Raw genomic sequence first — 16,022 nt, 5'->3', positions numbered from 1 at the left:
TTGCCGCCTATATAGTTTAAAAACGCCCTCATAATAAAAGTGGCCTAGCGCGTACCGATTACGTATGCGGAGTAAAGTGCAGTCTCGTTCCGGTTGCGTTGAGCGGCCGTGGCCTTCGAGGTGAAGCCGTGGCGGGAGGCGAGGCGCTCGACGAAACGGGCCTGAAACTCTTCGAAATGCCCGGCGAGGCCGGCCGGGGGTCGGCGGGTCTCGTCAGGGCCCGCGAGGTAGTATCGGTACAGGTTCATCGGCGCGCGGCGCCTGGCCGCGAGTAGGCCGCCGTCGGTCATCAACAGGAGGAACGGGTCGGACACTTTGCCCTTAACGGCTCCGAAGAGCTTGATCGCGACTTCGCCCGGCGAGCCGAAAGCGTCGAAGTCGACGGCGGAGAAGTCGAGGTGGTTCGGCAAGTCCTCGGCGATAAAATCGGCGTTCGCTTTATTGTAATAACGAACGTTGGCGAAGCGGCCGAGGCGCCGCAGGAGGCGCCGAAAGTGCTCCGCGTTCTTCTCAACGACGACGACCCCGCGATAAACCGGCGCGTAGACGCGGGAGGTGAGGTAACCGACGCCGGCGTATAATTCGATAATTTTGGCTCGCCGGCGGTCGTGCGCCAGCGCATCCCGCCGGAAGGCGAACTTCTCGGGGTTGATGGCGTCGACGTCGCCTTCCAGGGAAAGGGCTCCTTGATATTCGGGCTCGTTTAACATAGACTAACCTCCCGAGGTGAGGTGCGCGTAGCGTGACGGCGGAAATAATAGAGAGGCCGCGGCGGTCGAAGTTCATTCGGTATTTCGATAAAACGCCGCCCGGAATCGTCTGCCCGCATTTTTACATCCTGGCGCACGGGAACGGTTGCGTCTTCCGGTGCGCATATTGCTACCTCCAGCTCACCTTCCGCGGCAAGGTCCACCAGACGATCTTCACGAATACCGACGACATGCTCCGCGAGGTGGACCAATTCCTCACCCGCGAGGAACCCTCGGTCCTCAACGCCGGCGAACTCTCCGACGCGTTAGCGGTCGACGACCGCACCGGCCTTACAAAGGAGCTCGTCCCCCGCTTCGCCTCGCAGGACCGGCACCTGCTCGTGCTGCTGACGAAATCCACCAACGTCGATAACCTGTTGCCGCTCGAGCACACCGGCCGTACCGTCGTATCCTTTTCCGTCAACGCCTCCGACGTAGCCGCGGAATACGAAATCGGTTCGCCCTCTCCCCGCGAGCGGGTGGACGCGGCGAGCCGGGCCGCGGCGGCCGGATACCGGGTCCGCTTCCGGGTCGACCCCATAATCCCCATCCCGGGGTGGGAGAACTCGTACCGTTCGTTGCTCGAGCATATACTGGAAGTAGCCCCTCCCGAGCGCATCACGTTCGGCTCGCTGCGTTATTTCCCCAACGTCAAGACGTACGCCCGCAAGTTAGGGCGGGAGACTTCGGTCTTCGACTACGCCTCCGAACGTACCCCCGCCGACGGCCGGCGGCGAATTCCAACGGCGCGACGGTTGCACATCTATAAATATTTAATAGGCCTGGTGCCCGCCGGGATGGACTTCGGCCTGTGCAAAGAGACGGAAGCGTGCCACCGCGCGCTGGGGATAACCGACGTCGTTTGCAACTGCACGCTTTAAGCCCTTACGGGAAATGCACGACGACGTCGCCGGGGACGCGGTTCTCCACCGCGAACGAGAAGCCGAAGGACCCCGGCTCCGCGGCGGGCGACTCGGCCGCCAGCGGGCCGGTGCGGCGGCAGCGCTCCGCGGCCAGGACGAGTTCGCGTTCGTACAGGCCGTCGTCGCCGTCGTACAACCTCAAAGTGGCGAGCAGCTTGAACGCGCCGGGCGCGCTGAACGGACTCACGACGACCGTTTTGCCGCCGGCGGCGTCGGAATAAAAGTAGTCCACGTAGACGTAGAGGTCGGCGCGGGCGGCGTGGAACGTCAGCGCCGTCCCGTCGACGGCGTACTCGTCCGGGCCGGGGATACCGTCCACGCGCCGCAGCCGCCGGTTGTCGTCGCCGATTACTATTTCCGAAAGGGGTACGACCGTCGTCTCGACCAGTTCCACCTCGTACGGCGGCTCCGCCGGGACCTGGTGCGGCTCCGCCTCGGCCCGGGCCACCGTGCCGGCCGAGAGGGCGTCGCCGGTGACCGCGGCCAGCAGCTCGGCGTTCAGGTCGTACCAGGCTATTTTGCCGGTTATGGCGGCGTCGTTGGGCAAGACGAAACCCGCCGGCGACGGCAGCGCCACCGCCAGGCCGAAGTCTATTTCCACGTCGCCGTAGTCGGGGAAGTTCTCGCCCCGCTCGGCGTCTATTACCAAACCTTTTCCTATTAGTTTCATACGCAACTCCCGCGTGCGCGCCCTTAGCGGCGCGCGGCCAGCCGCACGCGCCATTCGGTGCGCCCCGCTCGGACGCGCCGCCGTCGGAACGCGCGGCCTTTCTCCCGTGTTAAATAATCGGTGCGTAAATATTCCGTCTCGAGGCCGAGCGAGCCGGCGCCGGCCGAAGGCGCTTCTGCGGCGAACAAGGCCGCCTCGAGCCGCTGCGCCAGCGCCGTCGCGGCCTCCTCCGCCTCGGACCCGTCGCCGTCGACGTAGGTCCAGATGCGGAGAGTTACTACGACGCGGCCGTAGTCCGCCGCCGCGGCCTCGACACCGGACGACGCGGCCTCGACGCAGAACGTGCCGCCGGCGCCGAACGCCGGGATGTGCTCCGGGTCGGCCGGGTACACGACCGCGCCGTCGAGCTCGCGCTCGATTAGCGCGCGGACCCGCTCTTTGACCTCTCGTACGTAGTTCGTCGCGTCGCGCCGCACCCTACTTCACCGCGTTCCGGATTAACACGCGGACGACGTCGTCGGCGGGTATTTCGACGAGCGTCCCGGCCGGGACCTCGTTCGCGGCGGACAAGGCCACCGTGTTGTCGTCGACGACGTACGCCGGCGCGCCCAGGTCCGCCAGCCGGGGCGAGCGCATCGCGACGCGGAACGAGCCGTCCTTCCATACCCGCGCGGAGACGTCGCCGTCTTCGCCCGCGGCGTTGTCGCCGCGCTCGTACGCGACGCCGACGAACGTCAGGCCGGCCTCGTCCGCCGCCGGAACCGCGTACCCCACGGCGTTCAGGCACACCAGCGCCCCCTTGTATATCACCGTGCGCGCGGCCACCTTGTACGCGACCAGGATGCCGTCCTTACGCTCGGCGTCGTGATTTGCCGTCAACGCTGCCAATTCCGCACCTCCTGATTTCGGTCAAACTGCGACCGGTAAGATTCCCTCAGAGCAATAAAAAAGGCCCGGTTCAAAACCGGGCCCGATTTTCTCGGCGCCGAATTTTTTACGTCACGTCAAGGGGTGAACCTTATCGACGCGACCAAAGACTCGAAATCTTCTTCCACCAAAGGCCACTCGCGCTCGAGGCTCTCCGCGGAGCAGAAGTACACGATGGTCCCGTTCGCGATGGCGTACACCACGGTATGATGGTAGCCGAGCTCGTCGAAAATGGTGAACTCGAGCCGGGCCGCGCGGCCGAAGCTGAAGTGTTTATCGCCGAGCGAGACCCGGTCGTAATTCGGCTTCGTAACCTTATAGGTGTTTTTCTCGTTCTTCTCCAACAGGCCTTTCAGGAATTTGTAATCGACTTTGAAACCGTAAATGTCGTAGTCGGCGTAACTTATAGTTATACGGCCGTTGAGTTTTTTGTTCTCGAGGCTGGCGGCGACGAGCGTCGTGAAGGCCGTGTTTACGGTCCAATTGCCGCTCGGGACCTCGAACGCCACCTTCGCCCCGCGGCAAATGACTTCTTCCGCGGCGACGGCGGCCGCGGCGGCGCAGAGGGCCGCGACGCATAAAAAAGTTGTCGTTTTATTCATAATAAATTCTCCTGTGGGTTCGTTGTCCCGCTCGCCCTACTATACTTTAAACAGTTCCCGCGGTCAACTAAATTACTGCTTAAAATCCCGGCACGGTATATAAATATTCTATTTCGACGCGCCTGCCGTATCGTAATCGCGGCGGGGGCGGACTCGACCGATATTAACACAAAGCCGAGATATGTCAAGCACCCGGAAAACCTATTTTTAGGCGCCGCACGCCGGGTTCGATTTCCCCGGCATTCCCGTATCCCGGTCCGTATATGAAAAAAGGCCCCGTACCGGGGCCCGTTTATTCCAATTACAAAATAAAACCGCTATCGGACCGTTTCCTTCAATCCTTTCCCGGCCTTGAACTTGACCGAACGCTTCTCCGGGATGTATATCGTTTCGCCCGTTTTCGGGTTCCGACCCATCCGACCTTTGTTAGTACGTACTTCGAACGTCCCGAACGAAACTATCGAAACCCGCTCGCCCTTTTGGAGGCTGTCCTGGATAGTGTCGAACACCATGGATACGACGTCGTCCGCCCGGCTCTTGGGCATGCCGGCCTTCTGCGCCACCGCTTGGGCGATATCCGATTTGCTTACCGCCATTTCACGACCTCCTTTCTTAAAAGTCTCCGATCGACGCTAACACACCGCGCCCGCCGTGTCAATCGAAAAAAGCATACCATACATAGGTTTTTTTACGACTAATTTTCCCGGTCAATCCTCCTCGCCGGGGGAGAGCCGCTCGTCGGCCATCGCGCGCCACTCGGGAAGGGCGTCGGGGGCATCCCGCACTTTCCGCCACTCGGCCGCGGCTCGAGCCGGGTCGACTTCGTCCAGCGTCAGCGCCAGGTTCAGGTGGGCGAGCGTATTCGCCGGCTCGACGACGAGGGCCCGGGCCAACGCCGCCGCGGCCTCCTCGTAGTCGCCGGCCTCCCGCAGCGCGGAACCCCAATATATGTACGGCTCCGCTTTATCGGGCGCCAGCGACGCCGCGACCTCCAGCTCGGTTGCGGCCTCCTCGTACTTCTTCGCCCGGGCCAGCGTTACGCCGAGGTTAAATCTAAAATCGTAGTTTTGGGGCTCGAGCGCGGCCGCCTTGCGGTACGCCTCCGCGGCCTCGCCGTACCGGCCCAACTTGTTGAGGTTGTTGCCCAGGCCCAGGTACGCCTCCGCGAGGCGGGGCGCGAGCTCGATTACGGCGCGGTACTCGTCCGCCGCGCCCTCGTAGTTGCCGGCCGCCTCGCGTAATTCGGCCATACCGGTGTGCTTGGCTATGCTCTGTTTGCGGCGGTGCTCTTCGCCGCCGATGAGCCGGTAACAGCCGCTCGCGGCCACAACGGCCCCGCACGCCAGTATTTTTACGGCTACCTGCTTAAAATTCACGGCGTCGCCTCTCGGTTTTTTCCCTCGAGCAGGCGCTCGAGCCGCTCGCGCGCCTCCGCGGCGCGACGCTTCTCGCCCGGGACGCCCTCGGCTAACGCCAGGTACCGGCGCCACTGCTCCGGCGCCCGGGACGGTTCCGAACGCTCGCGCGCCACCGCCAGGTTGTAGTTGAAATCCAGGTCGGACGGCTCGAGCGCCGTCGCCCGCTCGAAAGCCTCCGCGGCCCACGTCGCCAGGTCCGCCTCCAGGTAGAGCTCGCCGATTTGATTGTGCACGTCGGCGGCGTCTTCCAGCCTGGCGGCCGCTTCGTAGAAATCCGCCAGCGCCGCGCCCGGCCGCCCCATCTCGCGTTCTATCCGGCCCAACGCCGCATAGGCGCGGCCCGCCTCGTCCCCCTTGAGCTCCGCAGCTTTCCTCAAGAGCGGCGTCGCTTTGTCGTATCGGCGCCACCCCTCGTACGCCAGGCCCATACCCTCCGCGACGTCCCCTTCGTCGTAGCCGAGCTCGAACGCGCGCTTGTAAAGCCCCACCGCCAGGTCGTATTTCTTCAACTCGAAATATACGCGCCCCGATTGGTAGAAAAAGCGGCTCTCCAGCGGCTCGAGCCGCGTACCCTGGTTGAAGGCCGCGGCGGCATCCGCGTAGTCGCCGGCGTAATAATTCGCGAGGCCCAGGCCGTAATAGGCGTCGGCGCCGGCCGGCGCCACCTCCAACAGGCGCTGCCAAAAGAACGCCGCCCGGCGGAAATCCCCCCGGCGGTGGTACAGGACGGCGAGGTTGTGGAGCGCGGCGACGCTGCGGGGGTCCTCGGTCAATACCTTCAGGTACGCCTCCTCGGCCTCCGCCGGTCGCCCCGCGGCGGCCAGGGTGACGCCGAGATTAAACCAGGCCGCGGCGTCGTCCGGGTAAAATTCCAAATAGCGACGGTATCGCGCCTCGGCGTCCTCGAGCCGCCTCTCGTCGTGGTAGAGTAAGCCCAAAAAGAAATAAGTCTCCGGGTACGCCGGCCCCGCCGCCGCCTCGTAATGCTCGGCCGCTTTGCCCCTTAAGCCCCGCGATTGGTATATTCTTCCTAAATAATAATGCGCCCGGCCGTCGTCGGGGCGCGCCATTAAAGTCTCGAAGAAAGCCAGCTCCGCCGCCACGTAGTCGGCCGCCCAGAACGAGGCCTCGGCCTCCAGCATCTTCGCCTCCACGAGGGCCTCGTCGTCGGGCGGCGCGGCGCCGGCGCAAGCCGCGGCGGCGCAGATAGCGATAAACGTCCGGCTCAGCCGCCTAGCCGCGATAACCCTCCCGCGCCAACGCGGCGTGTCGCCGCTGGGCATCTTTTAATTTTTCCATCGTTATGCCGGCGTTCGTCTTGGACATCTCTAATAATTCCCGGTACAACGCCGCCGCTTTACCCTTGTCGAAGTTTTCGTAGACCAGGGCCAGGTCGTACCGGATATTCATGGAATAGGGCGCCGCCTCGAGGGCCCGCTCGTAGTATCGAACCGCGGCGGCGTAATCGCCCGCCGCGACCTCGTTGGCGGCCGCGCCCTTTAGGATATCCAGGTCCGCCGGCCTCCATTTCAGCGCCGCCTCGTACTCCCGTCGCGCGCCTTCGTAGTCGGCCCCCTCCGTCAATTCCAGCGCCCGGACGAAATAGGGCGCCGCCCGGAGCCGGCCGCGGTGGTCGCGCGCTTGAGCCGACCATTCCTCCTGAGACGGCTCGGCCGCCGCCACCTCGAGGTATTCCTCCCACGCCGCGAGCGCCTTCTGCTCGTCTACGTACTCGTACGCCAGCGCGAGGTTGAAATACGCGCCCCACAGGGTGGGGTCTTTATCGATGGCGGTCTTGTAGAACGCGATCGCCTGGTCGTATTCGCCCGAGGCCTGCGCGGCGTCGCCCCATACCAGCCTCTTGCGCGCAACCTCCTCCGGCGACTTGCGCCGCGCGACAATTATACCGGCCGCGACGAGGACCGCGAGCAATATCGACCAGTACATCCACCGGCCTTTGCCGAACGCGAGCTCGAGGCCCATCTAAGCCGCCTCCGGGCGGTCGTGGCCGCGTATTACGTCCGGAAGCTCGCCCAGGTTTCGTATCGCGTAATCCGGCCGCGCCGCGGCGAAATGCTTAACCCCGCCGGGTCGCCGGTTGGCCCAACCTTGCAATATCCGCGCCGAAACCATGCCGGCGAGGTTGGCGCCGATTACGTCCTTCGTCCGGTCGCCGACGTACATCACGGCCGCCGCCGGAGCGTTCGCCGCGGCGAGCGCGTCCTCGAACATCGCCAGGCTGGGTTTGCCTTTGAACACCGGGTAATCCTCGGATATGAAGGCGGGGCCGATGAATCGCGCCAGGCCGGCTTGCTCGAGCTTCGCGCGTTGCTCCTCGAGCCGGCCGTCCGATATTACGCCCCGGCCTATGCCCTCTTCCGCGAGCCACTCCAAAACCGGCTTGGCGTCCGGGAAAGGCGCTATTTCGCTGGTCAGTCGCGTGAATATCGCCGTCCCGCGCGCGGCCAGTTCTTGTCTCAGGTCCGCGTCCACGCCCGCCTCGTACAGCCACGCGGCCAGGTATTCGTCCGGCATCGTCGAGCCGAAGGTACCGATTAACTCTTCCTCGACGGCCTCGGACGGCGGCGCGCAACCCGCGTCGACGACCGCCGGCCTTATCTCGGCCAGCGCCGCGGCGTACGCGTCGACCACCGCGTTCGTCGTGTCTATCAACGTGTCGTCCAGGTCGAAATATACGAAAGCTATGGGCAAACGATCACCTCGGCGTAAAATTTATATCACATTCGGCGCCGGCGTCACAACTTTTTCGCCCGGCGCAACCCGGCCAGAACCGCTTCGCCGCGAGGCGTGGGGCCCGCGGGGCCGACAACGCGCTCGAGCCCTTCCGCAACCCAACGCAACGCCTCGTCGTCCGGCCGCGGCCCCCCCGCCAACCAGGCGAGCTCCGCTACGCTGCGCGGGTCGCTTACGTCTTTGACCGCGGCGTAGAACTTGGGGTAAAGCTCGGCCTCCAGCGTCGACGCGGCCTCCGCCCACGGCCCGGCCGCCCGTACGTACAGCGCGCTCTTGTCCTCGGTGCCGGAGTTGCGGCAGAAGACGCCCAACGCTTGCCGGCCGCCGTCGTAGCCGGCCCGGTATAATAAATCCGGCTCCTCGGGGAAATCGAGCCGTTCCAGCGCGAGCGCCGGCGCGTGCTTCTTCAGCGCGGCCTTTATCTCTTCGTCCATAAACTCGTACGCCGCGCCGCCCCGAAGGAGCTGCCCCTTGTGCGTGAAGAAGACGTAGTTGTTGCCCTTGTAACCGCGCTCGAACGGCGCCCGCAGCCGGCCGTATAATTCGCCCGGGCCGAGTTTTTTCCGCAGCGTCGCTATTGCGGCGAGCGTGTTCAACGCCGACTTCAGGCCATCGCCGGCGGCGAACGGCACGACGGCGCCGTCGCCGCGCACGAGCTCGCCGAAGGTTATGGCGTGGCCGGTCTCCTCGCAGCCTACGCCGTACGGGATTTCCCGGGCGAGCGGCGAATCGCCGCCCCCCGCCAACAGCGGCTCGAGCGCCGCCGAGAACGAAGACGCGCCTTCGCCGACCTCCGCGGCCCCCGAAGCCAGCCGCCACGCCTCGGTCAATATCCACTTGTCGCCGACGGGTTTCAGGACGTCGTCGAAACCGAGCGAGGCCGCGGCGCCCGCCACCGCCAGGTCGCTCTCCACGGTGTTTATGAAGGCCCGGCCGCCGGCGCCGCCGCGGCGCCGGGCCAGCTCCGCCGCTTGTAATATCGCGACCTCGTCGCCGCTCAACACGACGAATTCGCCGGCGGTAGGGTCGTATACGACGAGGAAGAGGCGGTCGCCGTCGGCGTCGAAGATGACGCCGGCCAGGAGCGTTTCGCCGGTCGCGAGCGCGACGTCGTACTCGCCCGCAAGTTTGTCCAGCGCCGTTAGCGCCGGGTATTCGGCGAACCGGCCGCCGGGCGAGACGTCGCCGAACGATATCAACGCCACGCCTTCCAGGTCCGCGACGCCCGAGCGCCGGTTCACGAGGCCGTCGCCCTCGTCGGCGTTGACCTCGACGACGTCGGCGCCGTAGGCGCGCAGGATATCCGCCGCCGTGCCCGAATACGACCCCCGCGCCGGGTCGACCACCAGAACGAAGTCCGCCAGCGGCCTTTCGCCGGCCCTGAGCCAGGAGTTGCACTCCGCGAGGTGAAATCCCGCGAATACCTCGCGCCACTCGCTCGAGACGTCCACCTCGCCGCCGCGCGGCTCGGCCGCGGCTACCTCCTTCCAGTTCAGCGCCGCTACCGCCGCCGTCAAGCGGCGGTCGTCGGCCGGCAATAGTTTTAGACCCGCCGGCGCGAGGAATATTTTAACGCCGTTCTGGCCCGCCGGGTTGTGGGAGGCGGTTACCATCAGGCCCGCGGCGGCGCCGCGATAGGCCATATACATCGGCACCGCCGGCGTGGGCGTTATGCCCATCACGGCCGCCGTCGCGCCCGCCTTCCGCAGGCCCCGCACGACGGCGCCGGTGAAAAGGCCCGCGGGGTCGCGCGGGTCCCAGCCGACGACGACCTCGGCCGAAGCGGGGGACTCGTCGAGGCGGAGCCGCGCGAAGGCGTAGGCGTACCCCTCCATGAAAGCGTCCGTGATCACGCCACGCTCGACGAACGCCTCGTATGGCGAGAGGCCGGCGAGCGTGGGGTCGCCCTGAGGCCGGACGTCGCGCCGGATGCCGTCGGTCCCCTGGATTCTGTCCACGTTAAACCCTCGGCCGCGGTTGGGCCGCGGCCTGGTGCGTTGCCTCTGTATGATTTAACTACACGCGCCGCCGAGCCACGACGTCCTGTTGCTGGCGTAATTTTAACACCGAATCGGCGGGGACGAAACCACGCACGTTGCAGTTGGCGTATATGATGGTGCGCGGCCCGACGACGGTCCCGGGGTTCGTCACCGAGTTGCAGCCTATCTCGACGTCGTCGCCGAGGATGGCGCCGAACTTGTCGAGGCCGGTATCGATAAGCTTCCCGCCCACGGCAATCTTTACCTTCTTGTTCGCGGCCACCTTCCAGTTGGAGAGCTTGACGCCGGCGCCCAGGTTGGCGCGCAGGCCCAGAACGCTGTCGCCGACGTAGTTGAAGTGGGGCGCGTGGGCGCCCTCGAGCATGAGCGCGTTCTTGAGCTCGGTGGAGTTGCCGACGACGCAGCGGTCCGCGACGACGGCGTTGCCGCGGATGTACGCGCCCGCGCGAATTTCGCAGTCGGCGCCGATAACCGTGGGGCCTCTGATGACGGCGCCCGGCTCCACCACCGTGCCGGGCCCTATATCCACGTCGTCGCCCAGGACGTACGCGCCGGGCATAATCTCGCCCTCGCGAACGCCGCGCAAGAGCTCGCGCGCCAGCGCGCCGATTCCCTTCAACGCGTCCCACGGCCACTCCAGCGCGGCGAGGAACTCCCCGTAGGCCGTAGCGTCCAGGTCGAATAGCGCCGCAGGCTTCAGCTCCTCGCTCATACGTTCTCTCCTTGCCGCGTTCTAACTCTGCGTGGCCTTCAAGACTTCTATCAACGCCGCCGTCAGCTTGGCCGGATCGTGGCGCAGGACCGTCTTGGTCTCGACGTCGCCGGCGCCGTCCTCCTGGCGGATGGATTGCTCCTCGACTTCGGCGATGACGTCGGCGGTGTGGATGATGCTCCCCTCGACCACCAACAGCTCGCGGCCGCCGCCGAAGGACACCGCCGACACTTCGTCCGACTCGTCCGGGTCGAACAGTATCTGCGTCGCGCCCTCCTGCGCGTACGTCGCGAGCACCGCCGGCGATACCTGGCGGTCGTTGACCAGCACGTAGTCGACGGGGAAGCCGCCGTACTTCTTTATCTCGCGGATGTGGTCGGAGAGGGAGTAGCGGTCCGTCTTCCCGCGCTGCGTCATGACGTTGGCGATGTATATCGTCCGGCAGTTGGCCTGCTTGATGGCGTCCGATATGCCGCCGACGAGCAGGTTGGGGATGATGGAGGTGTACAGGCCGCCCGGCCCCAGGATAACCACGTCCGCGTCGAGTATGGCCTCGACCGCGCCGGGCATGGGCTCGCAAGCTATCTCTTCGGGCGGGCCGTCGCCGTCGCCGTTTTCGCGGCGGGCGAGGTAGACGCGGTTTATGCGGCCGCCGTTGCGGTTCAGCTCGTCCTCGCCCACGAGGACCCGGCCTCCCTCGATTTCGGCGCACAACCGCACGTGCTCCAGCGTGGCCGGCAGGATGGTCCCGTCCGCGCGGAGGACGCGGCTCGCATCCTTGATGGCGTTCAGGTAATCGCCCTCGTTCATCTGGACGAGCGCGGTGAGGAAGAGGTTGCCGAAGGCCTGGCCGCCGAAGGGGCCGCCCCCCACGAAGCGGTGCAGGAACAGCTTCGACAGCAGCTCCTCCTCGTCGGCGAGGGCCGCCAGGCAGGCGCGGATGTCGCCCGGCGGAAGGATGCCGAACTCGTCTATCAACTTGCCGGCGGCGCCGGCGTCGTCGGAGACGGTGACGATGGCCGTGAGGCTTGAGAGGTCGAGCGGCGCCTCCTCGTCTTCGTCGTGTCTGCGGACGTAGCCTTTGATGCCTCGCAGCAGCGTGGCGAGGCCCGTGCCGCCGCCGACGGCCACGAGCCGCAATTTATTCAGAGAAAGCGCCATGTACCTTCACCTCTATCGCCGCTCATTCCACCGTAACGCTCTTGGCGAGGTTGCGCGGCTGGTCCACGTCGCGGCCGAGCGCCGCGGCGGCCTCGTACGCGATGAGTTGCGCCGGGATGGCCGCCAGCACCGGCGCGAACAGCTCCGGTACCGCCGGCAGCGTAATCACGTCGTCCACCAAGTCCTCCAGGCCGTAGCCGCCCTCGCGCGCCACGGCGAACGTGCGCGCGCCGCGCGCCCGGACCTCGTGGATGTTCGATATCATCTTGTCCCACACGTCCTCTTGCGTCATGAAAGATACGACCGGCGTCCCCTCCGTTATGAGCGCGATAGTGCCGTGCTTCAGTTCCCCCGCAGCGTACGCTTCGGCGTGGACGTACGATATCTCCTTGAGCTTGAGCGCGGCCTCGCGCGCCAGCGGCTCGTCGACCTTGCGCCCCAGGAAGTAGCAGTCGCGTTCGCCGGCGATGAGCTCGCCCCACGCCTTGGCGGTGGGGGCCGCGACCTCCAGCGTCCGCTCGAGGTGGGCGGGGAGCTCGAGCAAGTGGCGCAAGAGCTCCTCGCGGCAGTACGGCCACTCCACCTTGCGCTGGTCGGCGACGTAGCACGCCAGCAGAATCAGCGCCGTGAGCTGGGCCGTAAAGGCCTTGGTGGAGGCGACGGCTATTTCCGGGCCGGCGCGGGTATATATCACGGCGTCGGCCTCGCGGGCCAGCGTGCTCCCCCGCACGTTGACGACGGCCAGCGTCTTCGCACCGCGGCTTTGTGCCTCCTCCATCGACCCGATGGTGTCCGCGGTCTCGCCCGACTGGCTTATCAGTATCACGAGCGACTTCGGCCCCAGGATGGGGTCGCGATAGCGGAACTCGGAGGCGATGTCGGCGGATACCGGGACGCGCAGCACGCGCTCCAGCAGGTACTTGCCGAAGAGGGCGGCGTGGTACGCGGTGCCGCAGGCGACGATGTGGAAGGAGTCGAAGCGCCGGATGTGCTCGGGCGAGAGGTCCATCTCGCGCAGGACGATTTCGCCGTCCTTGATGCGGCCCTGCAGCGTCCGTTCCACCGCGCGCGGCTGCTCGTATATTTCCTTCAACATATAGTGCGGGTAATCGTTCTTGGATACGTCCTCGGCGCGCCAGTCGACGATGGTGAGATGGCGCTCGGTCGGCACTTTGGCGCGCTCGGGCAGGAAGGTGTCGACGTCGATGCGGTGGGCCTCCACCGACACCACGTCGCCGTTCTCCAACACGTAGACCTTGTTGGTATCCTGGAGGACGGCGGTGATGTCGGAGGCCACGACGTTCTCGCCGCCGCCCACGCCGACGATGAGCGGCGCGTGGTAGCGGACCGCGACCAGCCGGCGTTCGTCCGCCGCCAGGAATACCAGCGCGAACGAGCCCTCGAGCCGGGCCGCGGTCTGCTTGGCCGCGGCCATCAGGTCGCCGTCGTAGTACTCCTCCAGTAAATGGATGACGACCTCGGTGTCGGTCTCCGAGCGGAACTCGTGCCCCCGCGCCAGAAGCTCCCGCTTCAGCGCCGGGAAGTTCTCGATTATGCCGTTCTGGACGACGAACAGCTTGCCGGTGCAATCGGCGTGGGGGTGGGCATTTACCTGGGTGGGCGCGCCGTGGGTGGCCCAGCGCGTGTGCCCGACGCCGATGGTGCCGGGGGGCTCGTTGCCGGCCAGCGCCTTCCTCAAGTTTTCTATTTTACCCGGCAACTTCTCGACGACGACCACGCCGTCGTTCGCGACCGCTATGCCCGCCGAGTCGTAACCGCGGTAGGAGAGGTCGTCGAGGCGGTCGACCAGTATCGCCGCCGCCGCTCGCTTACCCACGTATCCCACTATACCGCACATACCTTCCTCGCTCTCTCTTTAACGGGGGATGCGCCCCTAACCCGCTTCCCCGAGTAAACGTCCGAGCTTAGCGTCGGCCGCGGTTTGCTCGTCGATGAATTGCCGAGCGCGCCGGCTGTCGCCGGCCGCGAGCGCCCCTTTCACCGCCGCGGCCATTTCGGCCAGCGACTCGTCGTTGTGGTCGCGGGCCGCCGCCAGCGCCTCGGCGAAATAGGACAGCTGCTCGCCGCCTTCGGACAACAGACCCAGCTCCACCAGGACCTTCGCCCGGTGGTACCGGCCGTCCATCTGCTGGAATATCGCGACGCTGTTTTTCAAATTTATGATCGCGTCGTGGACCAGGCCCTGTTCCGCGGCGGCGACGCCCAGGTCCGCCAGGACCTGCCCCACCCGATATCGGTCGCCCAGGTCCTCGAAGACGGCCAGCGCCCGCCTGTGCCGCCGGGTCGCCTCCGCCAGGAGTCCCGTCGCCTCGGCCGCGGCGCCGGCGTCGCGCAGCCAACGACTCTCGGTATACAGGCACAGCGCGAATCGGTTTTCGGCCACCGCGGTCTCCGCGGCGTCGTCGCTGACCGTTACGGCTTCCCGGCACGTGGCCTTGGCGCGCTCGAGCGCCTTCCAGGCCGCGGCCTCCTCGCCCGAACGCATCAACTCCTCCGCCTCGAGGCGGAGCGCTATCGCGTTGTTGGACAGCGTGCTCGCCAGCCAGCGGCGCGCCTCCGGGGCCGCGTCGGCCCGGCCTTTCAGGCCGCCCAGTATCGTCGCCGCCTGGCGGTACTCCTGCTTGGCGCGCGAGTATTTACGTTTGAGTCGGAAGGCCGTGCCCAGGCTGGAGTGCGCTATGCCCTCGCCTATGGCCTCGGCCGCGGCGGCGAATTCGTCGCAGGCGCGGGTGTAGAAGGCCACCGCTTCGTCCCACCGGCCGCGGTGGCGGCTGACGTGGCCCAGGTCCAAGTACAGGTGACCCATATCCGCGGGCCGGCTTTCGGCCGAGCTCTCCACCAGGGCCGCGGCCGAGCCGTAATAGTCGGCCGCCTCCGCCAGCCGCCCCTGCAACCTGGTCAGGTGACCCAGGAGGCGGCGCGTTTTCATAAGGAGCAGCGTGCCCTCCCGCACGCGGTTTTCCGCGACGTACGGCGACAGGTCCTCGTCCAGCCGCCGCAGCGCTTCCTCCGCCACCCCCAAGCGGTTTTCGGCATAGTCCGCCGCGGCCTCCAGGTAGTCTCCCCAGAACTTCAACGAGCGGACGTCGCCTTGAAGAGACGATATCAACGCCCACTCGTCGTCGGCCGGCTTCAGGCCGCGGACGTGGACGTATTCCTCCACTTCGGCGGGCGAGAACGGCTTCAGCTCGAGCGTCCGAACGTTCCGTATGCCCTCCGGCGCCGCCGGCATCCGCGGCGGCGCGGCCGTTATGACGAAAAGCCACTTCCGCCCCAGGACGCCGGCCTCGCTCAGGCGCTCGACGAACCGCCATATCCAATAGCCCACCGTCGCGCCGACGTCGTGGAAGTCGTCCAAAAAGACGACGGCCTTGGCCGCGTCCTTCGGCGACGACGCCCGCCAGCCGGCCAAAAATTCCTCCGTCAGGAGCCTTTCGGCCTCGCGGTACATGTACTTCTCGGCGTAGGTCAGTTCCTCGTCGTCCTCCGGCGCCGCCTCCGCGACGCCGCCGGTGACCTGCACGCTGAACGGGTCTTTGAACCGGCCCCGCAGCCGCCGCTCCACCGATTCGCACTGGTCGAATATCTCGTCGAAGGCGCGGTAGGCGCCCTTGCGCGAAGCGAAGGTGTCGCGCAGGTCCTTCAAGAAACCGCGGTACGACGTCATCCGCCGGCTCTCGAAATATATGTAGGGCGCCCGTTGGGCCCGGCACGCGGGGATAAAACGCTTGTTGACCAGCGCCGTCTTCCCGGAGCCGGCCTCGCCCGCGACCACCAACAAGCCCTCGGGCCCCGCCAGGGCCCGCTCGAACGCCGCGGCTTCTTCCCCGCGGCCCACGAACGCCGCCTGCTCCTTCGCCTCCGCCGGCGGGAAGTACATCGTCAGCAGCTCAGCGACCTCGACGCCGAGGCCGCGCGCCAGCCCCTCAATCGTGCGGGCGGAGGGGAACTTGTAGTCGCGCTCGAGCTGGGATATGTAAGAGTCGTCGACGTTGGCCCGCTCCGCGAGCTCCCTTTGGGTCAGGCCGCGGCCTATCCGCTTCTCGCGGAGGACCTTGCCGAACGTTATGTTCTTACCATCCATC

Annotated in this window: 16 protein-coding genes; 1 reads left to right on the top strand and 15 read right to left on the bottom strand. The window is 66.1% G+C overall.

From position 1 onward, the window contains the following. Positions 1-44: 44 nt before the first annotated feature. On the bottom strand, positions 45-710 hold the full coding sequence (locus VMX79_10660) for a hypothetical protein (protein ID HUV87558.1): 666 nt from the start codon (positions 708-710) through the stop codon (positions 45-47). A 32-nt stretch (positions 711-742) separates the two neighbouring features. On the opposite strand from VMX79_10660, the gene VMX79_10655 reads away from it, so the two are divergent. Beyond that, a complete protein-coding gene (locus VMX79_10655) occupies positions 743-1,630 on the top strand; it encodes a hypothetical protein (protein ID HUV87557.1) in 888 nt (295 codons plus the stop codon). Positions 1,631-1,634: 4 nt separating this feature from the next. Here VMX79_10655 and VMX79_10650 read toward each other — a convergent pair whose 3' ends face one another. From VMX79_10650 to VMX79_10585, 14 genes are all read right to left on the bottom strand, one after another. Further along, positions 1,635-2,342: a hypothetical protein gene (locus VMX79_10650; protein HUV87556.1), complete on the bottom strand. Its 708-nt coding sequence runs from the start codon at positions 2,340-2,342 to the stop codon at positions 1,635-1,637. Positions 2,343-2,365: 23 nt separating this feature from the next. Next, positions 2,366-2,818 carry a hypothetical protein gene (locus VMX79_10645; protein HUV87555.1) on the bottom strand — a complete coding sequence of 151 codons (453 nt, stop codon included), beginning with the start codon at positions 2,816-2,818 and terminating at the stop codon, positions 2,366-2,368. A 1-nt stretch (position 2,819) separates the two neighbouring features. Further along, positions 2,820-3,230, bottom strand: coding sequence for a hypothetical protein (locus VMX79_10640; protein HUV87554.1), 411 nt, complete (start codon positions 3,228-3,230; stop codon positions 2,820-2,822). A 116-nt stretch (positions 3,231-3,346) separates the two neighbouring features. Beyond that, complete coding sequence (locus VMX79_10635) at positions 3,347-3,871, bottom strand: hypothetical protein (protein ID HUV87553.1); 525 nt, start codon at positions 3,869-3,871, stop codon at positions 3,347-3,349. Positions 3,872-4,188: 317 nt separating this feature from the next. Then, positions 4,189-4,467, bottom strand: a complete 279-nt coding sequence (locus tag VMX79_10630; GenBank protein HUV87552.1) for an HU family DNA-binding protein — start codon at positions 4,465-4,467, stop codon at positions 4,189-4,191. Between the two features lie 111 nt (positions 4,468-4,578). Then, positions 4,579-5,247: a tetratricopeptide repeat protein gene (locus tag VMX79_10625; GenBank protein ID HUV87551.1), complete on the bottom strand. Its 669-nt coding sequence runs from the start codon at positions 5,245-5,247 to the stop codon at positions 4,579-4,581. Beyond that, positions 5,244-6,572 (bottom strand): tetratricopeptide repeat protein, encoded by a 1,329-nt coding sequence (locus tag VMX79_10620; GenBank protein ID HUV87550.1) that lies wholly within the window; start codon positions 6,570-6,572, stop codon positions 5,244-5,246. The genes VMX79_10625 and VMX79_10620 overlap by 4 nt, the downstream gene beginning before the upstream one ends. Next, positions 6,523-7,272 (bottom strand): tetratricopeptide repeat protein, encoded by a 750-nt coding sequence (locus VMX79_10615; GenBank protein HUV87549.1) that lies wholly within the window; start codon positions 7,270-7,272, stop codon positions 6,523-6,525. Before VMX79_10615 ends, VMX79_10620 begins: the two co-directional genes overlap by 50 nt. After that, positions 7,273-8,001, bottom strand: coding sequence for an HAD family hydrolase (locus VMX79_10610; GenBank protein ID HUV87548.1), 729 nt, complete (start codon positions 7,999-8,001; stop codon positions 7,273-7,275). A 44-nt stretch (positions 8,002-8,045) separates the two neighbouring features. Then, entirely contained in the window at positions 8,046-10,001 is a 1,956-nt protein-coding gene (locus VMX79_10605; protein ID HUV87547.1) for a hypothetical protein, read from the bottom strand. 58 nt (positions 10,002-10,059) lie between these two features. Continuing rightward, on the bottom strand, positions 10,060-10,755 hold the full coding sequence (locus tag VMX79_10600) for a glucose-1-phosphate thymidylyltransferase (protein ID HUV87546.1): 696 nt from the start codon (positions 10,753-10,755) through the stop codon (positions 10,060-10,062). 21 nt (positions 10,756-10,776) lie between these two features. Further along, positions 10,777-11,916, bottom strand: a complete 1,140-nt coding sequence (locus tag VMX79_10595; GenBank protein HUV87545.1) for a gluconeogenesis factor YvcK family protein — start codon at positions 11,914-11,916, stop codon at positions 10,777-10,779. Positions 11,917-11,938: 22 nt separating this feature from the next. Further along, complete coding sequence (gene glmS, locus VMX79_10590) at positions 11,939-13,774, bottom strand: glutamine--fructose-6-phosphate transaminase (isomerizing) (protein HUV87544.1); 1,836 nt, start codon at positions 13,772-13,774, stop codon at positions 11,939-11,941. Positions 13,775-13,810: 36 nt separating this feature from the next. Next, positions 13,811-16,021: a helix-turn-helix domain-containing protein gene (locus VMX79_10585; protein HUV87543.1), complete on the bottom strand. Its 2,211-nt coding sequence runs from the start codon at positions 16,019-16,021 to the stop codon at positions 13,811-13,813. Position 16,022 lies beyond the last annotated feature (1 nt).

The sequence above is a fragment of the bacterium genome (genome assembly GCA_035529855.1).
GTDB lineage: Bacteria > RBG-13-66-14 > B26-G2 > WVWN01 > WVWN01 > WVWN01.
The sequence above is the reverse complement of the archived record's forward strand: the minus strand, read 5'-3'. Positions and strand labels throughout refer to the sequence as shown.

Excerpts from the sequence above, each read along its gene's own strand:
- VMX79_10615 (HUV87549.1), bottom strand. The coding sequence starts at position 7,272 with ATGGGCCTCGAGCTCGCGTTCGGCAAAGGCCGGTGGATGTACTGGTCG.
- glmS (HUV87544.1), bottom strand. The coding sequence starts at position 13,774 with ATGTGCGGTATAGTGGGATACGTGGGTAAGCGAGCGGCGGCGGCGATA.
- VMX79_10620 (HUV87550.1), bottom strand. The coding sequence starts at position 6,572 with ATGCCCAGCGGCGACACGCCGCGTTGGCGCGGGAGGGTTATCGCGGCT.
- VMX79_10650 (HUV87556.1), bottom strand. The coding sequence starts at position 2,342 with ATGAAACTAATAGGAAAAGGTTTGGTAATAGACGCCGAGCGGGGCGAG.
- VMX79_10600 (HUV87546.1), bottom strand. The coding sequence starts at position 10,755 with ATGAGCGAGGAGCTGAAGCCTGCGGCGCTATTCGACCTGGACGCTACG.
- VMX79_10595 (HUV87545.1), bottom strand. The coding sequence starts at position 11,916 with ATGGCGCTTTCTCTGAATAAATTGCGGCTCGTGGCCGTCGGCGGCGGC.
- VMX79_10660 (HUV87558.1), bottom strand. The coding sequence starts at position 710 with ATGTTAAACGAGCCCGAATATCAAGGAGCCCTTTCCCTGGAAGGCGAC.
- VMX79_10635 (HUV87553.1), bottom strand. The coding sequence starts at position 3,871 with ATGAATAAAACGACAACTTTTTTATGCGTCGCGGCCCTCTGCGCCGCC.
- VMX79_10585 (HUV87543.1), bottom strand. The coding sequence starts at position 16,021 with ATGGATGGTAAGAACATAACGTTCGGCAAGGTCCTCCGCGAGAAGCGG.
- VMX79_10630 (HUV87552.1), bottom strand. The coding sequence starts at position 4,467 with ATGGCGGTAAGCAAATCGGATATCGCCCAAGCGGTGGCGCAGAAGGCC.